Genomic DNA, 18,297 nt, shown 5'->3' with positions numbered 1-18,297 from the left:
GATTCTCCCGCACTACCGTGGTGCTCCCCACCTCGGAGGAGCGCCATGACCGAGATCCAGACCGTCACCGACTTCCTCTCCGCGCTCGAAGACCTCGACATCGACCGCGCGCTCACCTACGCCGCGCCCGGGATCGTCTACCAGAACGTCCCGCTGCCGCCCGCGCGCGGCCTGCCCGCCGTCGAGAAGACGCTGCGCGGCATGGCCCGCCACGGCACTGGCTTCGAGGCCCGCGTCCACACCATCGCCGCGAACGGCCCGGCCGTCCTCACCGAGCGGACCGACGTCCTGGAGCGGGGCGCCTGGCGCGCCGAGTTCTGGGTCTGCGGCACCTTCGAGGTGCACGACGGCCGCATCACCCTGTGGCGCGACTACTTCGACTGGACGACGTTCCTGGCCGCCTCGGCCAAGGGCCTCGCCGGCGCCCTTGCGTCCGCCCTCGGCCCCCGTCCCCGCCCGAGAACCCGCTGACGCCCGGATAGGGACGCTCGTCGCGCACCACCGGTATCGTCCATGTCCAACGAAACCGGGCCGGCGACGCCGGCATCGGTCCGGGGGCGGGGAAATGGAGAGCGATGGAACCGCTGGGTCCGGACGATCCGCAGACGATCGGCCGCTACCGGCTGACCGGCCGCCTCGGCTCCGGGGGGATGGGCGAGGTCTTCCTCGGCAGCTCGCCGGGCGGGCGCGCGGTGGCGGTGAAGGTCATCCGCCCCGAACTGGCCGCCGACCCGCAGTTCCGCGACCGCTTCGCCCGTGAGGCCGAGGCCGCCCGCAGGGTCGGCGGCTTCCACACCGCGCAGGTCGTCGAGGTGGACCTGGCCGCCGACCCGCCGTGGCTGGTCACCGCCTACGTGCCGGGGCCGTCCCTCGCCGCCGTCGTCGCCGAGTACGGCGCCCTGCCCGAACGCTCCCTGCGCGTGCTCGGCGCGGGCCTGGCCGAGGCGCTGGAGGCGATCCACGCCGCCGGGCTGGTGCACCGCGACCTGAAGCCGTCCAACATCCTGCTCGCCTCGGACGGGCCCCGCGTCATCGACTTCGGCATCGCGCAGGCGCTGGAGGGGACGTCGCTCACGGTGCCGGGCGCCTCCATCGGCACGCCCGGCTTCATGGCGCCCGAGCATGTCCGCGGCGACGCCGTCGGCCCGCAGGCCGACGTCTTCTCGCTGGGCACGGTCCTGTGCCACGCCGCCGGCGTCCGCCCGTTCGGCGACGGCCCCGCCCAGACGCTGATGTACCGCATCGTCCACGAGATGCCGGACGTGTCCGAACTGCCGTCGGGGCTGCGCGACCTGGTCGCCACCTGCCTGGCGAAGGATCCCGCCGTCCGTCCCGCGCCCACCGAGGTGCTGCGGCGGCTGGGCCTGTCCGGCGAGGTCGCCCCGATCGGCGATTGGCTGCCCGCCCAGGCGACCCGGATGGTGGACCAGTACCAGGCCGAAACCCCCGAAAACGGCCCGCCCACCCCCGAGCCCCCCTACAGACCCGCGATGGGCCCGTCCGGGATGGGTTCGCCGGGGATGGGTTCGCCCGCGATGGGTCCGCCCGCGATGGGTCCGTCCGGGATGGGTTCGTCCGGGATGGGTTCGTCCGGGATGGGTTCGCCGGGGATGGGTTCGCCGGGGATGGGTTCGCCCGCGATGGGTCCGCCCGCGATGGGCCCGTCCGGGATAGGCGCGCCTGCGGTGGGCCCGCCGACCATGGGCCCGCCTGCGATGGGGACGCCTGGCATGGGCCCGCCTGCGATCGGGACGCCTGGCATGGGCGCCTCCGACATGGGCCCGTCGGCCATGGGCCCATCCGCCCTGGGGGCGCCTGCCCTGGGGACGCATGGCCTGGGTCAGCCCGCAATGGGTCAGCCAGCGATGGCGTCGTCCCCCCCGATGTCCCAGTCGTCCCCGGCGGGGCCGCGTACCCGCAAGGCGTGGCAGCTCTGGGCGGGCATCGGTGTGCTCGGCCTGGCCGTCACCCTGGTCGCCGGCGTTCTCATCGCGTCGAACCTCTCCGGCTCCTCCGCTCCGTCCGGCCCCTCGGCGCCCGCGGCGGCCGGGGAGTCGCCCGCGGCGCAGCGCTGCTCCTTCGTCGGCAAGCAGGTGACCGACCCTGAGGGCCGCCTGTTCGACACCTGGTCCTGCCGCACCGCGCGGCAGGGGCCGCTCTTCCTGCAACCGGCGGCCGGGCCGAGGACCGGCTACATCAAGTCGTCCAGCAACTGGTTCGCGTGCCAGGCCGACGGTGCCGCGAACCCCGGAGGGAACGGAACGACCTGGCTCTACACCCAGGGCGACGACCGCTACAAGAATGACGGCTGGGGATGGTTCCCGGCCTCCTCCGTCTCGCCGACCTGGGCGGAGCAACCCGTCCCCGACATCCCGGCCTGCACCTTCTGACGACGGGACGCGCGCAGTGGCGCAAACTTGCCAGTATTTCCTGTCACGATGGTGACAAGCGCCGCCGCGCCGACGTCCAGCACCATGATCGGTATGAAGCGCGCATGGATGATCGGAGCGGCCGCCGCCCTCGTCGCCGGCCTTGCGGCCCCGGCCCACGCGGCCGAGCGCCCCTGGCGGACGGCGGACGCCCCGCTCGGCCTCTGGCCGGAGAGCGGTCTCACCGACGTGACCGCGCCGGGCCCGCAGGACATCTGGGCTGCCGGCTTCGAGGGCCACTCGTGCGTGGACTGGTCGTGGCCCGGCATGGGCGCGGGCTCGGTCTGCAGTTCCAACGCGATCGTCCGCGCGTGGAACGGCTCGGCGTGGCTGAACCGCAACCCGCCCGGCGCCTGGAACCTGGAGATCCAGGACATCGACGCCTCCGCCCCCGGGAACGTCTGGCTCTCCGGCAGCAAGATGGGACAGGGCTACCTCGCCCGATGGGACGGCTCCCGCTGGACGCAGGTGGCGCTACCCGAGTCGTGCAAGACGGCGACCTACCTCCAGCTCGAAGCCGTCGAAGGCGGCGTGTGGGCGGTCAACGGCTGCCTGGCCCGCTGGCAGGACGGCACCTGGACCACCTACGACATAGACGCCTTCCTCCACCGGATCCACGCGGTGAGCGACACGGAACTGTGGGCCGGTGGCAGCCGCCTCGGCCCCTACGGACCGGCCATATCCCGCTGGGACGGCACCGAGTGGTCGGAGCCGGACGTCCCCGACGGCTACACCGACCTCCTGACGGCCGGTCCGGGCGGCGTCCTCCTGAGGGGCCCCGGCAAGACCGACCTGATGCTCCGCCGCGGCGACACCTGGGCGGCGATCCCGAAACCCCCGTCCGACTCCCTCGGCTACCGCATCGCCGACGACGGCTCCCTCTGGACGGGCAGCGCCCCCACCCAGCCTGGCGCGCTCTTCTACCGCTTCGACGGCGAGACCTGGAACTCGACCCCCATGCCCGCCCAGACGGGCACCGGCTCCCGCAACCGAGGCGGCTTCGACTACACCCCCATCTCCGGCACGGACGGCGCCATGGTCGCAGCGGCCACGGCCCCGGGCGGAGGGCCCCTCACCATGACCGACCAGCCGTAGAACAGGAGCTTCGGCACACATCCCCGCCTATCGCGGAAATCGCTGGAGCGGAGGTGCGGCGGCTGCCAAGATCGTCGTAAGGGGGGTGGTCGATCGTGGTCGAGGCGGCGGTCGGCGGTGCGCAGGCGGGTCCGGGCAAGGGTTCAGGGGCTCCCCGGCGGCGCCGGAGGAAGGTGCTCGTGGTCGTCGGGGTGGTCCTGGCCGTGCTGGCGGTGGTCGTGGGCGGGAACCTGGCGTGGTTCTCCGTCCTGCCGAACATGCATGGGCGCGGCGAGTACGAAGTCGTACCCCACGCGGCCGGGGTCCTGGACGCCACCGAGGGACTGGACCGCCGTATCGCCTCCAAGCTGAAGATCGAGTCGGACAGAGGCTGGGACCGTGCCGGCACCGGGCTCTTCACGCACCAGTCTTGGGTGTCCTGGGCGGCGTTCACCGGACTGGTCAGGGTGGACGTGCATTTCTCGCGGTACGGCGCGACCGCACTGAAGTCGGGCGCGGCGATCGCGGCCGCGGAGATGGACAAGCTCGGGAACGGCGACGCCCGCCCGATCGGTGGGCTGGGGGACGAGGCGGTCGGCACTCCTGTCCCCAACGGATTCCAGATCGATGCCCGTGACCGCAACGTCGTGATCCGGGTGTCCTTCAACGCGCCCAGCAAGCAGTGGGGAGAAACGGAGGTCCATGCCCGGCCGATGGCCGCCACAGCCCTCGCACTCCTGAAAGAGGCGAACCGCTAGCACCCGTCCAGCCCACGCCGCCGCACCACCTGGGCCCACTCTCGCCCAGGGGCGCATGGTCGCCCGCGCCGGTACCGGTGTCCGCCTCAACCGTCGGGGCACCGGCCGTAAGTCGCCCAGGGCGGCGGATGGGCTTTGGCGGCCGCGATCGCCTTCGGTGTCGGGCGGCCGACCTTGGCGGGGACGGACGCGAGGGGCACACCGAACACCTGCGCCCACGTCCGCCGCCGACCGAGCATGCGTTGCCGCTTCCGCTGCTCGCGGGTCTCCCTCCTCCTCTGCCGCTGCTCCACTTCGGCCCATGCGGCATCCTCATCGACCGAGCATGCGGGGCGCCGCCGCATCAACTGCTCGACATACCCGCTCTTCCAATGGCCGCTGCCGGGCCTCAGCGCTCGCACCACGTCCTCGGACAGGCCAACAACCCGGCCACGCCGGCATCGCTGAGGCGGGCGGTCGCCCTGGCAGCGGAGTCGAGGACGGCCGCATGCCGATGGGCGTCCTGCGCTCCACCTCCATAAGGGCGTTCCGGAGTTCGATATCGGCCCGGGCCCGCAGAAGCCATGAGGGCGGCTCCTCGGCCAGTTCCCGCAGTGCCGCGCCAGGGACATGCCCGCCGACATGCGGGACGTGCTCCGCGACGGCCCACGCGGGGACGCCCAGCGCCCCCGAGACCTCCGCGGGATCGGCGAGATCTTCGGCGGCCCGCACCGCACGAGGAAGGACGTCCTCCACCATGGCTTCCGTCTCCCTCCGCCGCAGCCGGGCCCGGCGCATGACGCGAGCGAGTTGCTCGATGCCGGGGTCGTCCAGGTGCCCGAGCCCGTTGAGCGGACCTGGCGACCCGCCGCTCGCCCGCATCAAGGCGAGGGCCCAGGTCAGCACCTCGATCTGCCCCGCGTCCGCGGCGGGTTTCCGTCGCTCGAGGTGGTCGGCGAGCGCGTCCACGTCACCGGCACGGTAGTAGGCCACATGCAGCACTTTGCCGTACTTGCGGACGTCCTTCTCCGCGACCGGCGCCAGACCGGCGGCCATGGCCACCCGCTTGAACCGCTGCACACTGATGCCGAGCCGGGCGGCGGATTCCGTCGCGTTGCAGCGCCGCTCCTGCGCTAATCGCCGACGCAGCCCATCGAGGTCGTCTAGCGCCGCCCGCACCGACAGGGGATCGAAGGTGCGATCGGGTAGCCGCAGCAGCAGCCCCGTCTCGGCCGCCAACTCGACCTCCCCTACCGCGAGCCCGAGCACGGCCCGCGCCTTCTCCCGCCCGATCCCCAGTGATCTCTTCGCCATGTCCCGTCCTCCTCACAACCGGCAGCATGCCGCAGGGGTGTGACAATCCGTTGGCCCGTCGCCACTGAACGCGATCATGGCCGGTGTGGAAACGGCCTCACCAGGCTTCAGGCTGAGGAAGCATGGGGCCGTGCGCATTCACCGGATCACGATCACACTGCTGGACATGCCCGTCCCCGTCTGGCGGACGGTGGAGGTCCCCGCCGAGACGGCGCTCGCGGACCTGCGCCCGGTCGTCCAGCAGGCGATGGGCTGGGACCTGCCCGGCCACCTGCACGTTTTCGAGACATCCAGGGGACGGTTCGGCGATCCCGACCCCGAGTTGAAGATCGAGGACGCCGCCCAGGTGAACATCGACGAGGTCGCACCCCGTTTCGAGTACCTCTACGACTTCGGGGACGGCTGGCGGCACGAGATCGTCATCACCGACACCTTCCCCGCCGAGCCCGATGCGCGCTACCCGCGGCTGGTGGACGGCGCCGGCGCCTGCCCGCCCGAGGACAGCGGCGGTCCGATCGGCTACGCGACGATGCTCCAGGCGCTCGCCGACCCCTCCCACGAGGACCACGGGCTCTACCTGAAATGGACGGGCGGCGGCCACGACCCGGCGGCCTTCGACCCGGCAGCCGCCGACCGGAGACTCCGCGCGGAACTCCCGGGCGTGGACGAGTGGCTCGCGGGAGAACGGATTCCCGAAGCCCTGCGCGCCAAGGCGTCCGGCATCGTCGCGGTCACCGACGAATTCTGCCTCGGCCACCTCGACACCGCGTTCGCCGAACTCTGCCGCACGGCCACCGCCAAACTCGCCCGCAAGCGCCCGTCACCCCTCGCCCGCGGCGACCTGCGCATCTGGGCCGCGGGCATCGCGTACGCGATGGGCCGCGTCAACTTCCTCGGCGACGGATCGCATCCGCTGCACAAGTCCGCCCACGAGGTCTCCGCCCTGCTGGACGTCAGCAAGTCGACGATGCAGCAGAAGGCGGCGCGCGTTCTCGACGTCCTGGAGATCGGCACGTTCGACCCGGAATTCGTGCATCCCGGCCTCCGGTCCCACCCTCTCCGCCAGGCAGGAGATCTGCTCCGCCTGTTCTCCGCACCGGACCCCGAACCGGTGCCCCTCGACGAACTCCTCGACTCGATGGTCGACAGCATTCCGGACGAACTCCTGGGGGAGCCCGAGCCCCTCCAAGCGGAACTGTTCTTCTCCGAGATGATGGGCGCGTGGTGGGGGCAGGAACTCATCGAGGCCGACATCGACGAGGTCTTCTGCGGCGGCCTCATCGAACGCGCCGCCGACCGCCGCACCCCGCAGGCGCTCGCCCTCCTGCGCGCCTTCGCCGTCCTGGCGCCGCCCCGGTTCGGCACCCGCGCCGCGCAGGCCGCGAACGACCTGTCGGCAGCCGGCGTCCCCGACCCGTCCTGGGCGGAAACCATCGGGAAGGCCGAACCCGGCGAATGCTGGACCTACTACGACATCTACGGAGACCAGCGCTCGGTCATCTGCCTCTTCTCCCGCGACTCCGGCCGGGACGTCCTCTGCGTCCTGATCGACGACTCCCTCGGCCGGATCGCCAAGGACGCCTACCTCGCCGACCAGCCGGACCTGGTGCTCAGCGAGCTCAAGGCCCAGGTCGCCACCGAACCCGCCGCCGTCCTGGAGCCCATCGACCCCGCCACGGCCCGTGCCCTGATGGAGACCGCGTTCGCCAACACCACTGCGGACGCCGCGGTGAGCGAGAACTTCGGCGGCGACCGCGCGGCGGCGCTGTGCCGCATCCGCGGCCTCCCGCCCGGAGGCGTCCTCGAACCCGTCCCTGTCCATGACGAAGAGGCCCGCCGAGCGCTCGTCGCGGGGTTCCTCAACGACCACCCGGACATGCCCGCCGAGCCCGTCCGCTGGATCGTCGACTACGGCTGCGACCACGACCTCGGCCGACCGCTGCGCGTGAGCCCCGCCAAGCTGGACCAGCTCCTCCTCACCCCGACCCGCTTCCCTCTGGATGCGGTCCTGCCCACCTGGACCCGCTGGGCCGCCGCCCGCCAGAACCTCCCCGAGGAAGCCCAGAAGGCCCTCGCCGAAATAGCCGACGAACACGCAGCACTCATGGAACTTTGAAACCCGGCCCCCTCACGTCAGGAATCGGCCCTGAGCAGGCCGCCAAGCGCCCGGTCGAGGAGCCGGTGCCCCAGATGCGGCACAGCTTCCAGCCGGTGCGGTCGACCGGCGGCTGTGTCCGAATACGGCCACGCGTGTGGGGCGCCCTGAGAACGTCGCCTCCCGGGCGGCACGCTGCGGCGCTTCCCCCGACGCGGAGCCGCTGATGCCCAGCCAACCGACCGGGATACGGCGCATTATCCAGTCTGCCCCACGCAGCCGAGGGAGCTGATCTCCGGCTTGAAGCGGGTCGACCAATCCGCATAGTCATTCTGCGTGTCCGGGAACCATGTGGTGAAATTCTGCTCCCACTTCTGGTCGGACAGAAAAGCCCTCAGTTGGGCGAGTACCACCTTGCAGTCTTCTTTGTTTCCGGGCTGTAGTCCGACCATCCAGTCGTTCTGTCCGGTCGCTGGAATCTCCACCGGATTCTTATCTTTGTCCTTGGCTACGACGACATCAGACGACGTCTCCTGGTAGCCGTAGAGGATCAGCAGATCGGTGCTGACTGCCTCGACCTGCCTCCTTTTGAGGAGTTCGACGCACTCTCCGAAGCGAGTCTTGGGCAATGTGGAGACGCCGAGTGAGTCGAGCGCCTGCTGCGAGGTCGACCCGGTAGTCGTGCAGACGGATTTTCCCTTGAGGTCGGCAGATTTGCGGATCTTCCGGTAGTCTTTGCGGACGAGTACGCCCTGCGGTGTCCGCATGTAAGGACCCACCAATTGCACCTTCGACCTTCGCTCCGTGGTGTCAGAGTACGTCGCCACGATCATGGGAAGGTCTCCGTTTTGCAGTTTCTCCTCGCGGTCTTTGGTCACGACCGGGGAGAAAACCTTGCTCGTGCCGGTATTGGTGGTTATGTAGTCGACCAGCCGCTTCTCGAATCCATCGAACCTGGATCCGCTCTGCATGGAGAGTTGCGGTTGGTCAGGTTTGATGCCGACCGTCACGCTTTTTCCGCGTCCGAAATGCGGTTCGGCCGCCTGCGACGCACTGGGCGAGGGCTGTGCTGCGGTGGACTGCTGCCCGTCGCATCCGGTGAGGCAGAGAAGGGCAGTGAGCGTCAGAGTCGACGCCGTGGCCCATGACCTTTTCATGAGCACGCCTCTTTGCTGGATCATCTGTGCAGGATTCCTTGTACATGGACATCGACAGTGCAGATCGAGTTGGATTCGGTATTTCGCACGGTCAGTACGATCTCGCGATGCTTGGCGGGAGGTAGCGAACCAAGCTTTATGTTCTTCTCCACGTTCGGCTCTAATTCCACGGAACTGGACTGCCAGGAAAGGCGCACGGAGAGCCGGATGCTGTCTCCACAGGTAGGGGCTTGGCGGTTTCGTGGCGTCACGCTGAAGGTCAGGCCGAGATACGGCCGCTTGTCCGTCGAAGTGATCTCCGAGTTGAATGAATCTCCGGCCCCCTTGTCGGCGAAATCCTGCGGTGACAGGCGGGCGTCCTTGGCTGCCAGATACCGATCGTGCACGCCGACTAGGAGGAAAGGTATTGCGCAGCACGATAATGTCCAGAGAGCGATCTTCGCGACTTTCTGGTCAAATCTGCCAGAGGTCAGCGCGACCAGTGCCATGGTCGCGCCGGTCACCGCCCCCAGTATCCCGAGGATGGCAATTGCGGCAGGCCCGTTCATCCAGATAGCGGCAGTCCAAAACGCAACACAGGTGATGATCGCCAGCAGCAGCCAGGGACTCGAGGTCTGCTGAACCTCGGGTTCACTGTTCGCTCTGCGCGTTTCGCCGTGATTCTCGGCGTCCTGGGAGGGATTGCCCATGAGCTGCGCCTTTGCCTGAATCGATGGAAGGGACGGATCCGCCGGTCCGTACATTCGGCTGGTGGCAGTATGCCGCCTGGGACAACAATGCGCGCACCGTTTGCCCCGCCCACGGGTCACTGGACGCGAACTGTCGATGGAGACTCGAAGGAGGACGGCCGGGGCAGTCTCAGTGAACAACAGTTCGCAGAGGTCTCCAGGCTGTGGGCTTCGAATTACGCAAGCACCGGGACGCAGGCACTGGGACGTCGGCTGAGTTGCAACGGCACGTCCGCTCGGACGAACTGGACGCGATCTGGATCGCATATCCGCATGCCGACCGCAGCGCGTACCTCCTCACCGCCGACTACGGCGCGCTCTGCGCTGGCATCCAGTTCGCCGCACCGAATCGCCTGTACGGCCCGCCCCGCATCGCCGACCGGCGGGCGAACTTCCCCCGCCGACACCTCCACCCGCAGCCCGGCCGAATCCGCTTTCGCCAACGAGGAATCGCACGCGACGAGTGCGACGGCGCCGCGGAACCGGGCACCAGGCACAGGCCGACGCGCAACACCGACCAGCCGGGCGCTGTCACACGACATGCAGACCTTCGCCCTGCGCGCCGAAGCCCAGGACCGATCCCTCGTCCACTCCGGGACACGCCCCCTGCCCGCCCCCCGACGAGCCTCGCCGACGGCTCCCCAACGCGGTGTCCACGAACGTCGACCGCGTCGCCACGTCGTTGATCTGCGGCGTGTTGTTGTTTTCGACGCGTTCATAACAACAACACGCCGCAGGTCAACCTAGTCGGTGGACCGCGGTGGGCGGTCTGGTTGGTGGTGCTGGGGTGGCTGTTGGTTGTGCTCTTGTTCGTTGTGGTCGTCGGCGCTTGCGCCGGTGAGGTTGTGCGGTGCCTTGCCTGGTGCGCCGGGACGGCAGTGATGTGAGATGCGGCGAAACCGCCATTCGACCCGAAACCTGGCAAGTGCGGCGTATCGGTCAATGGTTTTCTTACTTCTTCGAACAGGGGTGGTTCGCTACCATCTCCGCGTGCCCGCCTCGGAGTCGACCCGCCGGAAGCTGTTCGAACGCGGTGGCCGGCGGTGCGCGATGTGCCAGCGGTCCCTGGTGATCGAGGCCGCGCCCGGCGGCGCCGACTACAACATCGCCGAGGCGGCGCACATCGTCGCCGAGAAGCCCGGTGGGCCCCGGGGCGCCACCGACCGTCCGGCGGACGTCGACGGCATCGACAACCTGGTGCTCCTCTGCCCGTCCGACCACCGCATGATCGACAAGGGCGACGGCCGCCGGGTCTGGTCGCGGAGCAAGCTCCTGCAGCTCAAACGCGACCACGAGTCGTGGACGGCCGTACTCGCCCGGCGGCCATCGCCTGCCTGGGCCGGCCGCCACGCCCCGAGGAGACCGCCGGGCCCCGGTGAGGTCGTCGTCGTGGACGGCGAACCGTATCGGCTCTGCGCCGATCGCACGGCATTCCGCGACGTCGCCGACCACGCGGAAGGCGCCTACGAGACGGCGGCGCACTCCGGCGGGTCGGGCACCTGGTGCCAGGGGCACGCGTACGGAGAGGGCAGGACCACCGAAGGACATGCCTGGTTACGCAGGTCGGAAGCGCCCCCGGGCACCGGCCGCCTGCGGGCCGCGCTCGCGGACGAGGCCGCGCTGCTCCTCGGCCTGCCCTCCCTCCCCGGCCTGCCGTCCCTGCTGGGCGTGGAGATGACGGCGGAGGCGGTCACCGTCGTGACGGCGATGCGGTCGCCCGCGACGCTCGGCGACCGCCTCACCCGCACCCGCCCGATCCCCGGCCCCGACGAACTGGCCTTGCTGGCGGGCGTCCTCCCGCACCTCGGCGACGCGCTCGGGGCACTGCACGACCGCGGCCTGGCCCACCGGGCGCTGGGCCCCGGGACGATCCTCATGCCGCGACCGGGCACCGTCCTGCTGCGCGACCTCGGCCTCGCGACGACGGCGCCCCGGGCGGGGGAGCGGGACGACCGCCACCACGCGCCCGAGCAGGCGGCGGGCACCGCGCCGCCCGGACGGCCCGCCGACGTGCACCGCCTGGCGCGGATCCTCTACGAACTGGTCACCGGGCACCCCGCGGGCCGGCGCGGACGGCACGTGGCGCCCTCCGTGCTCAACCCGGACGTCCCCGCCGCATGTGACGACCTGTTCCGCCGGGCGCTGGCCGCCGACCCGGCGCGCAGGCCCGGCGTTCGAGCGTTCGCGTCCGGCGTGCGGACGGCGATCGAGGCCCCCGAGAACACGCTGTCCTCCCGGCGCCGCCGGAACTGAGAGCCCGCCGGAACTGAGAACCCCCGGAACGGAGTGACGCGGTGCCCGACGACCAAGTCGACCTGCCAAGCGCGATCCATCTCATCCCGTCGCTGCGCTTCGCCGAGAAACTGGCCGAGCAGCGTGCCCGCTACCCGTTCCTCCCCGATGTGGAGGGCGTCCGGTTCGATCTGGGCGCGCTCGCCTCCCGGGGACCGGTGCCGGCGCGGGTGGAAAGCGGGCGCGGCGGACGCGGCGACTTCCTCAAGATCTACATCGGCGGCCGCTACGTCCTGAGCCTCAACGCGACCAAGCGCGGGAACGGGTACTCGGTCAGCGGCGCCTTCCCGATGGGCTTCGAGCACCACGACGAGATCGTCCGCGGCACGCTGCGCCTCCGGGCCCCGGCCTGGATCCTGCACCACCGGATCCAGGAGATGCCGTTCGACGCGGACGCTCACTGGGACTTCCTGCGACAGCAGTGGCGGCTGCTCGACGGCCCCGGTCCGGCCCCGGCCGCCGGCGAGCCCTCGACGTCCTCGACCCCCTCGGCGCCCTCTACATCGGCGATCCCTGCGAAGCACGAGCAGTTCCTTGACGTCCTCGACGCCGTGATCGAGGAAGGCCGCCGCGTGGAGCTGGCCGCCGCCCGGACCGACGGCATGATCTCCTACCGCCGGGTGCAGGCGTCCGCCGCGCGCCGCAGGTCCGCCCGGAGCGTCCACGACTTCCAGCTCATCGGCAGCCACCGCCCGCTCGTCGGCACCCGCCTGCACATCCGCGGCGCGCCGGACCTGCGCGGACGCGTCGACCTGCTGCGCGGCACCGTGATGACCGTCCGCTTCGAACGCCCCGTGGACCTCGACGCGATCCCCCGGGTGGGCGCCTTCGTCGAATCGCCCTCGACCATCCCGTTCGACCGGCAGGCGGAGGCGGTGCGGCTGCTCCGCCACGGGGGATCGGCCAACCCGTACCTGCTGGACGCCCTGGCCGCGCACCGGTTCCGCCCCTTCACCCCGCCGGCGGCCGAGCCCGCCCGCACGCTCGACGACAGCCAGCGGTCGGCGTTCCGCAAGGCGCTCGGGGTGCCCGACGTCGGACTGATCCTCGGGCCGCCGGGCACCGGCAAGACCCGCACCATCACCGAGATCGCCCGCGCCTGCGCGGCGACGGGCGAACGGGTCCTCGTGACCTCCTACACCAACCGCGCCGTCGACAACGTCCTGCAGGAGCTGCCCACCGACCTGGTGGTCCTGCGCGTCGGCCGCGAGGACGGCGTCACACCCGGCTGCGAGCATCTGACACTGGAGGAGCAGGCGGCGACGCTGCAGGGGGAGATCCTGCGCCGGACCGAGTCCGACTTCCGCTCCTACGCGTCCGCCGAACCGGGCCGGGGCGAGGCGGCCGGCTGGCTGCTGCAACTGGACGCCTCCATCCGCGCGCTCCGCGAGGCGGAGGCGGCCGAGCGGCGGGCCGGCGGCGCGTTCTGGACCCGGGCCGCCCCGCTCACCGCGCCGGCGGAGGAGCGGGCGCGCGCCGCGGCGGCCGCCGCCGACGGGCATCGCCGCGAGCTCGCCGGCCGTGACGCCGGCCTGGCCGCCCTGGCCGGCAGGCGGGACCGCGCCGACGCCCGGACCCGCTGGCCGCTCATCGGCCCCCTGCTGCGAGGACGGGCGGGCCGCCTCGCCGACGAGCACCGGCGGGAGCAGCTCGAACGCGAGCACCTCCAGGGCACGCTCGACACCGCCGTCCGGGCCAGGGAGGCCGCCCTCGACGAAGCCCGCCGGATCCGCGAATCCTCACCCGAACTGCTGAAACTCCGCGGCGCGCTGGACGACGCGAGCGCTGCGGCCCGCAAGGGCGCCGCGGCCGCGGCCGCCGACGCCGGCGAACTCCGCGCGCTGATCCACGGTGTTCCCGTCCCCGCGGCGCCCGGCCCCGCTCTGCCGGAACTCGACGGGTTCCGCGAACGGGCCGCGCGGGCCCTCGACCTGATGCGCCGCCGACTGGACCTGCTGGCCGAATGGCGCGGGCACCTGGGCAGCCGCACCGAGCAGCTCTACCCGGAGCTCGCCCGCTACGCCGACGTGATCGGCGCGACGTGCATCGGCGCCGCCACCACCGCCGCGCTCAAGGGGCTCGACTTCGCCCTCGCCATCGTCGACGAGGCCGGGCAGATCAGCACCCCGAACGTGCTCGTCCCGCTCGTGCGGGCGCGCCGCGCCGTCCTGGTCGGCGACCACAACCAGTTGCCGCCCTTCGTGGACGGGCAGGTGGCGCGCTGGGCGCGCGACGACCCCCGCGCACACGGCCTCGTCACCAAGAGCGCCTTCGAGCTGCTGTTCCCGGGCGTCCCCGAAGGGCATCGCGAGATCCTGCGCTACCAGCGGCGCATGCCACCGGTCATCGCGCGGTTCGTCTCCCGGCAGTTCTACAACGGCTTCCTGGAGTCGGACGTCGAGCGCCCGCACCGCGACGCGCTCTTCGACGCGCCGCTGGTGTTCGTCGACACGGCGGCCCTGCCGCAGCGGCAGCGCCGCGAGCGGCACCCCCGCCCGGACGAGCGGTGGGCCGAGAACGGCTACGCCAACGACGCCGAGGCCCGCGTCATCACCGACCTCGTCGGCCACTACGACGAGAGGGTGGCCGACTGGGCGGTGATTCTTCCGTACCAGGCCCAGGTCGGGCTGGTCACCGAGATGCTCGCCGGACGCATCGGCGACGACGAGCGGGCGGCCGCCGGGGTCGGCACCGTCGACTCGTTCCAGGGCGGCGAGCGCGACCTCATCGTCTTCGGCTTCACCCGCAGCAACGCCTCCGGCGCGATCGGATTCCTCAACGAACTCCGCCGCGCCAACGTCGCGTTCTCCCGGCCCCGCCGGATGCTGATCCTGGTGGGCGACTCCACGACCCTGACACGCGCCACCGACCCCGCCTTCCGGGACATGGCCGAGTCGCTGCTGCGCCACGTCCTCGACAACGGCGACCCGCGCGACGTCCGCGAGATCCGGCCGCTGATCGCACGGGAGGACGAACGATGAGGGATCCGCTCTACGACGCCGCCCGTGCCGTGGAGGACGCCGCCGCCCTCCCCGGCACCCGGCCCGTCCGCCTGCACCGGATCGCGCTGCCGCTGTTCGCCGTCGAGATCGACGCGCTCATCGAGGAGCGCCAGCCCTACGACCTGCTCGACCGGTTCGTCGGCCGCGCCATCGCCGAGGCCGGGCTGCGGACCGTCCCGGAGATCGCGGCCTTCCTCGGGCTGGACGAGGCGATGGTGGACCGCGTCCTGCGCTTCCTCGGCGGGGCAGGGCATATCGCCGGCCTTCCCGACGGGACGTTCGCCCTCACCGACCTCGGCGCCAGGTCCGTCCGCGACGACACCCGCTACGTGCCCAAGCGCGACAGGCAGAAGCTCTACTTCGACGGGGTGCTCGGCGAACCCCTCCCCGCCGCGTACTACGGGCGCAAGGTCGTCGTCTGGGACACGGCGCAGGCCACGGAGCAGAAGTGGCACCGCCTGATGAGCCACGCCTGCGCCTTCCGGAACGACGCTCTGCAGCGTCTCGCGGAGCGCCCCGACCGCCGGGACTTCAACGTGCCGGACGAACTCCGCGAGGTGGCCTTCCGGGCGCTCGACAACGCCTACCTTCCTTGCTACGTGATCCGGACGCTGACCCCGCGCGGGCCGTCCCTGCTGGCGTACTCCGCCGTCTCCGACACCCGCGACGAGCATCTGGAACGACTCTGCCTCGGCTGGCCCGCCCTCACCGGCACCCTCGGCTCGGGCGACTCCGGCGACGTCCGCGCCGAGTTCGGCGGCTGGCTCGCCGAGCGCGACATCGACCCGGCCCGGCTCCAATGGACCGACGCCGGGACCCTCCGCGTCACCCTGCCCGCCGCCCGCTTCGACGTCCGCACCGCCGCGGGCGCCCGCAAGGGGACGTTCCCCCTGGTCCGCGTCGGCTCCTATGTGACGTTCCGCAGCCACGTCCTGCAACTGTGGTGCGAGGACCCACGCCTGCGCCGCAAAGCCATCCTGGAACGCACGCTCAACCGCGTCACCGCCTCCCGGAAGCTCGGCGCCGACGAGGCCGAGGAGTTCCTGGGCCGTCTCAGCGTCCAGTTGGAGACGCCCTCCGTCACTGTGGACGACCTTCGGCGCTACGCCCACCACAGCGGCGAGACACCCTTGCCCTTCTGACCGGTGACGGGTGACGAGCAGTGCGACCTGCCCCGGCCGGGAACGGCGGAGCCGTCTCAGGCCGGCGGGGCGGGGCGGACCGTGAACCGCACGAACGGGATGTGCCGTCCGACCTCGCGGTAGTCGTCGACGCTGCCGTCGACGGCGAAGCCCATGAGCTTGCACAGTTGCCGGGCGGCGGTCGGATGGAGGGGGGCGTACCGGGCCATGATCTCGGCGCCCTCGTCGGTCGCGATGGGGGCGGCGGTCGCCTGGATCTTCTTCCCGCCTATCTGGAGAGTGACCTCGGGGGTGGCCATGACGTTGCGGTACCAGTCCGCCCGGGGACCGAATCCGGAGGCCGCCACGTAGCCGTCCCCGTCGTTCTGGACGACCTCGATCACGACCCGCCGCGGTAGGCCGGAAACGCGGCCGGTGTGCGTGAGCAGCATGATGCGGCGGCCCAGCAACGGCCCGAGCCCCATGCGGTACAACCGGATCGGCAACCGCCAGAGCCGGCGGCGCAGGCCGGTCGGCGGGGCGGGCCTCTCAATGATCTCCATGAGTCACTCCTCTTCGGGGTCGCGGTTCCGCGGGCGGCAGGATGCTGCCCGCGCCGAACCGGCGGCGCAGCAGCGGCGCGAACGCTTCGCGCATGATCAGGCGCTGGATGAGGCTCTGGGCGGCCACGGCGGGCCGGGTGCCGGGCACCAGGGACCGGGTGAACAGCTGCGCGTTGCGCTGCCGGCGGGACACCTCCGCGCGCATCCGCTCCTGGTAGCGGGTGAACGCGCGCACGTGGCCGCCGCCGGACGCCAGTTCCTCGGCGAGGACGTAGGCGCCCGCCATCGCCATGGACACGCCCTGCGCCGACACCATGGTCATGCAGCCGCAGGCGTCGCCGACCAGCGCCACCCGGCCGCGATGCCAGGCGGGCATCACGATCTGCGTCATCGTGTCCATGAAGATCGGCTCATCGGCGGGCGCCTCGGCCAGCAGCGACGGCGTGAGCCAGCCCATGCCGCCGAACACCGAGCGGAGCAGGCCGGGGCGTTCGGCGCGCGGCACGTTACCGGCGTGCGGCGACCTGAACAGGAACAGGGCGATCAGCTCGCCCGCCCGGCCGGTGGGGTAGACCACCACCTGGCGGCCGGGCTCGGTGTAGTGGGCCCTCGCCCGCCCCCAGGCGTACCGGTCGGCGACCGGGAAGCACGCCAGCCGGCAGCCGAGGTACCGGGCGAACTCCGGCTCCGGCCCGAAGACCAGTTCCCGCGTCCGGGAGTGGATCCCGTCGGCCCCCACCAGCAGGTCGAAGCGCTGCGTGCCGCCACCGGCGAAGTCGGCCTCGACCGCCGAACCGGTGTCGCGCACGGCGGTGACGGCCTCCCCGAAGCGGATCTCCGCCTCGCCCTCGACGGCGTCCAGCAGCGCGCCTTCGAGGGTGGTGTGCATCAGCGCGAGATGCGGTCCCTGAATGATCTTGTCCAGCAGCGGTGCGGTGAGCCGGGCCCCGGCGCGGCCGGTGCCGTCGACGAAGTCGACCGAGTCGACCGGCAGCCGGTGCGGAGCCAGCCGATCGACGATGCCCATGCGGCCGGCGACGTCGTACCCGGTGCCGAAGAAGTCGATCCCGTACCCGCCCAGGCGGCCGTGCGCGGCGCGTTCCACGACCACCGGCTCGATGCCGTGCCGGCGCAGCCAGTACGCCAGCGTGAGCCCGGCGACTCCGCCTCCGCTGATGAGGACCCTCACGCCTCCGCCTCCAGAAGTTCCCCCACCGCGGACAGGACGTCGCCGATCGGGAGGTCGCCGTCGATCATGTAGTGCAGCATCAGCCCGTCGATCGACGCGGCGATCAGAGTGGCCACGGCCGTCGGCCGGGCTCCCGGCCAGGCGGGATGCAGCTCCCGGAGCCGGTCCGCGATCTGCGCGCGGGCCTGGCGGAGCTCCTCGCGCAGCACCGCGCCCAGGGAGGGATCGCGCATCGCACCCATGATCAGCTCGGCGGCCAGCCGGGTCCCCTGCTCGTCGGCGGGGGTCCGGGCCAGCATGCCGCGCATCGTCTCCAGCGCCGCCCGCTCGTCCGGGGCCCCCAGGAGCTCGGTGAGCAGGGGGCCGATGACGAGGTCCGTGGCCTGCCGGAAGATCTCCGCGTGCAACCCCGCCAAGCCGCCGAAGTGGTAGTGGATCAAGCCCGGGTTGGTGCCGGCGCGTTCGGCCACGGCACGCGTGGACACGCCCGGCCACCCCTCCCGGCCCAGCAGCGCGATCCCGGCGTCCACCAGCTGCTGCCGGCGGCGATCCCCGCGCGGTGAAGTTGGTCGGTCGGCCAAGTTGGTCATACGAGC

14 protein-coding genes are annotated in these 18,297 nt (G+C 71.5%); 8 read left to right on the top strand and 6 right to left on the bottom strand.

Translation table 11 applies throughout. The features are described from left to right. The first annotated feature begins 45 nt into the window (after positions 1-45). From ABZ806_RS01610 to ABZ806_RS01595, 4 genes are all read left to right on the top strand, one after another. Positions 46-471, top strand: a complete 426-nt coding sequence (locus tag ABZ806_RS01610) for a limonene-1,2-epoxide hydrolase family protein (protein ID WP_500214608.1) — start codon at positions 46-48, stop codon at positions 469-471. Positions 472-575: 104 nt separating this feature from the next. After that, on the top strand, positions 576-2,390 hold the full coding sequence (locus ABZ806_RS01605; RefSeq protein ID WP_500214607.1) for a serine/threonine-protein kinase: 1,815 nt from the start codon (positions 576-578) through the stop codon (positions 2,388-2,390). A gap of 93 nt (positions 2,391-2,483) precedes the next feature. Continuing rightward, positions 2,484-3,524: a hypothetical protein gene (locus ABZ806_RS01600; protein WP_500214605.1), complete on the top strand. Its 1,041-nt coding sequence runs from the start codon at positions 2,484-2,486 to the stop codon at positions 3,522-3,524. 179 nt (positions 3,525-3,703) lie between these two features. Continuing rightward, the gene (locus tag ABZ806_RS01595) at positions 3,704-4,261 is read left to right on the top strand and encodes a hypothetical protein (protein ID WP_500214603.1); all 558 of its coding nucleotides are present in this window, start codon (positions 3,704-3,706) and stop codon (positions 4,259-4,261) included. A 312-nt stretch (positions 4,262-4,573) separates the two neighbouring features. On the opposite strand, the gene ABZ806_RS01590 is transcribed toward ABZ806_RS01595, so the two are convergent. Beyond that, positions 4,574-5,554 carry a hypothetical protein gene (locus tag ABZ806_RS01590; RefSeq protein ID WP_500214602.1) on the bottom strand — a complete coding sequence of 327 codons (981 nt, stop codon included), beginning with the start codon at positions 5,552-5,554 and terminating at the stop codon, positions 4,574-4,576. A gap of 130 nt (positions 5,555-5,684) precedes the next feature. On the opposite strand from ABZ806_RS01590, the gene ABZ806_RS01585 reads away from it, so the two are divergent. Further along, on the top strand, positions 5,685-7,670 hold the full coding sequence (locus ABZ806_RS01585) for an IS1096 element passenger TnpR family protein (RefSeq protein ID WP_500214600.1): 1,986 nt from the start codon (positions 5,685-5,687) through the stop codon (positions 7,668-7,670). A gap of 236 nt (positions 7,671-7,906) precedes the next feature. Here the strand turns inward: ABZ806_RS01585 and ABZ806_RS01580 are convergent, their stop codons facing one another. Together ABZ806_RS01580 and ABZ806_RS01575 are read right to left on the bottom strand one after the other, a co-directional pair. Next, positions 7,907-8,830: a transporter substrate-binding domain-containing protein gene (locus tag ABZ806_RS01580; protein WP_500214599.1), complete on the bottom strand. Its 924-nt coding sequence runs from the start codon at positions 8,828-8,830 to the stop codon at positions 7,907-7,909. Continuing rightward, the gene (locus tag ABZ806_RS01575) at positions 8,827-9,495 is read right to left on the bottom strand and encodes a hypothetical protein (RefSeq protein WP_500214597.1); all 669 of its coding nucleotides are present in this window, start codon (positions 9,493-9,495) and stop codon (positions 8,827-8,829) included. Before ABZ806_RS01575 ends, ABZ806_RS01580 begins: the two co-directional genes overlap by 4 nt. Before the next feature lie 1,029 nt (positions 9,496-10,524). Between ABZ806_RS01575 and ABZ806_RS01570 the strand changes: the two genes are divergently transcribed. Genes ABZ806_RS01570 through ABZ806_RS01560 form a run of 3 tightly spaced genes read left to right on the top strand, consistent with a single transcriptional unit; the run spans position 10,525 to position 15,970 of the window. Further along, the gene (locus tag ABZ806_RS01570) at positions 10,525-11,787 is read left to right on the top strand and encodes a hypothetical protein (protein WP_500214595.1); all 1,263 of its coding nucleotides are present in this window, start codon (positions 10,525-10,527) and stop codon (positions 11,785-11,787) included. Between the two features lie 41 nt (positions 11,788-11,828). Further along, positions 11,829-14,807, top strand: coding sequence for a DEAD/DEAH box helicase (locus ABZ806_RS01565; protein ID WP_500214593.1), 2,979 nt, complete (start codon positions 11,829-11,831; stop codon positions 14,805-14,807). Continuing rightward, positions 14,804-15,970, top strand: a complete 1,167-nt coding sequence (locus ABZ806_RS01560) for a hypothetical protein (RefSeq protein ID WP_500214591.1) — start codon at positions 14,804-14,806, stop codon at positions 15,968-15,970. Before ABZ806_RS01565 ends, ABZ806_RS01560 begins: the two co-directional genes overlap by 4 nt. Positions 15,971-16,026: 56 nt before the next feature. Here the strand turns inward: ABZ806_RS01560 and ABZ806_RS01555 are convergent, their stop codons facing one another. Genes ABZ806_RS01555 through ABZ806_RS01545 form a run of 3 tightly spaced genes read right to left on the bottom strand, consistent with a single transcriptional unit; the run spans position 16,027 to position 18,291 of the window. Continuing rightward, positions 16,027-16,512, bottom strand: a complete 486-nt coding sequence (locus ABZ806_RS01555; protein WP_500214589.1) for a nitroreductase family deazaflavin-dependent oxidoreductase — start codon at positions 16,510-16,512, stop codon at positions 16,027-16,029. Next, positions 16,499-17,701: an FAD-dependent monooxygenase gene (locus tag ABZ806_RS01550; RefSeq protein WP_500214587.1), complete on the bottom strand. Its 1,203-nt coding sequence runs from the start codon at positions 17,699-17,701 to the stop codon at positions 16,499-16,501. Before ABZ806_RS01550 ends, ABZ806_RS01555 begins: the two co-directional genes overlap by 14 nt. Next, a complete protein-coding gene (locus ABZ806_RS01545; protein ID WP_500214585.1) occupies positions 17,698-18,291 on the bottom strand; it encodes a TetR/AcrR family transcriptional regulator in 594 nt (197 codons plus the stop codon). Before ABZ806_RS01545 ends, ABZ806_RS01550 begins: the two co-directional genes overlap by 4 nt. Positions 18,292-18,297: the final 6 nt, after the last annotated feature.

Origin of the sequence: Spirillospora sp. NPDC047418, assembly GCF_040643275.1 — a bacterium.
Lineage (GTDB): Bacteria > Actinomycetota > Actinomycetes > Streptosporangiales > Streptosporangiaceae > Spirillospora.
Note: the sequence above shows the minus strand (reverse complement) of the source record. Positions and strands in the feature narration are given on the sequence as shown.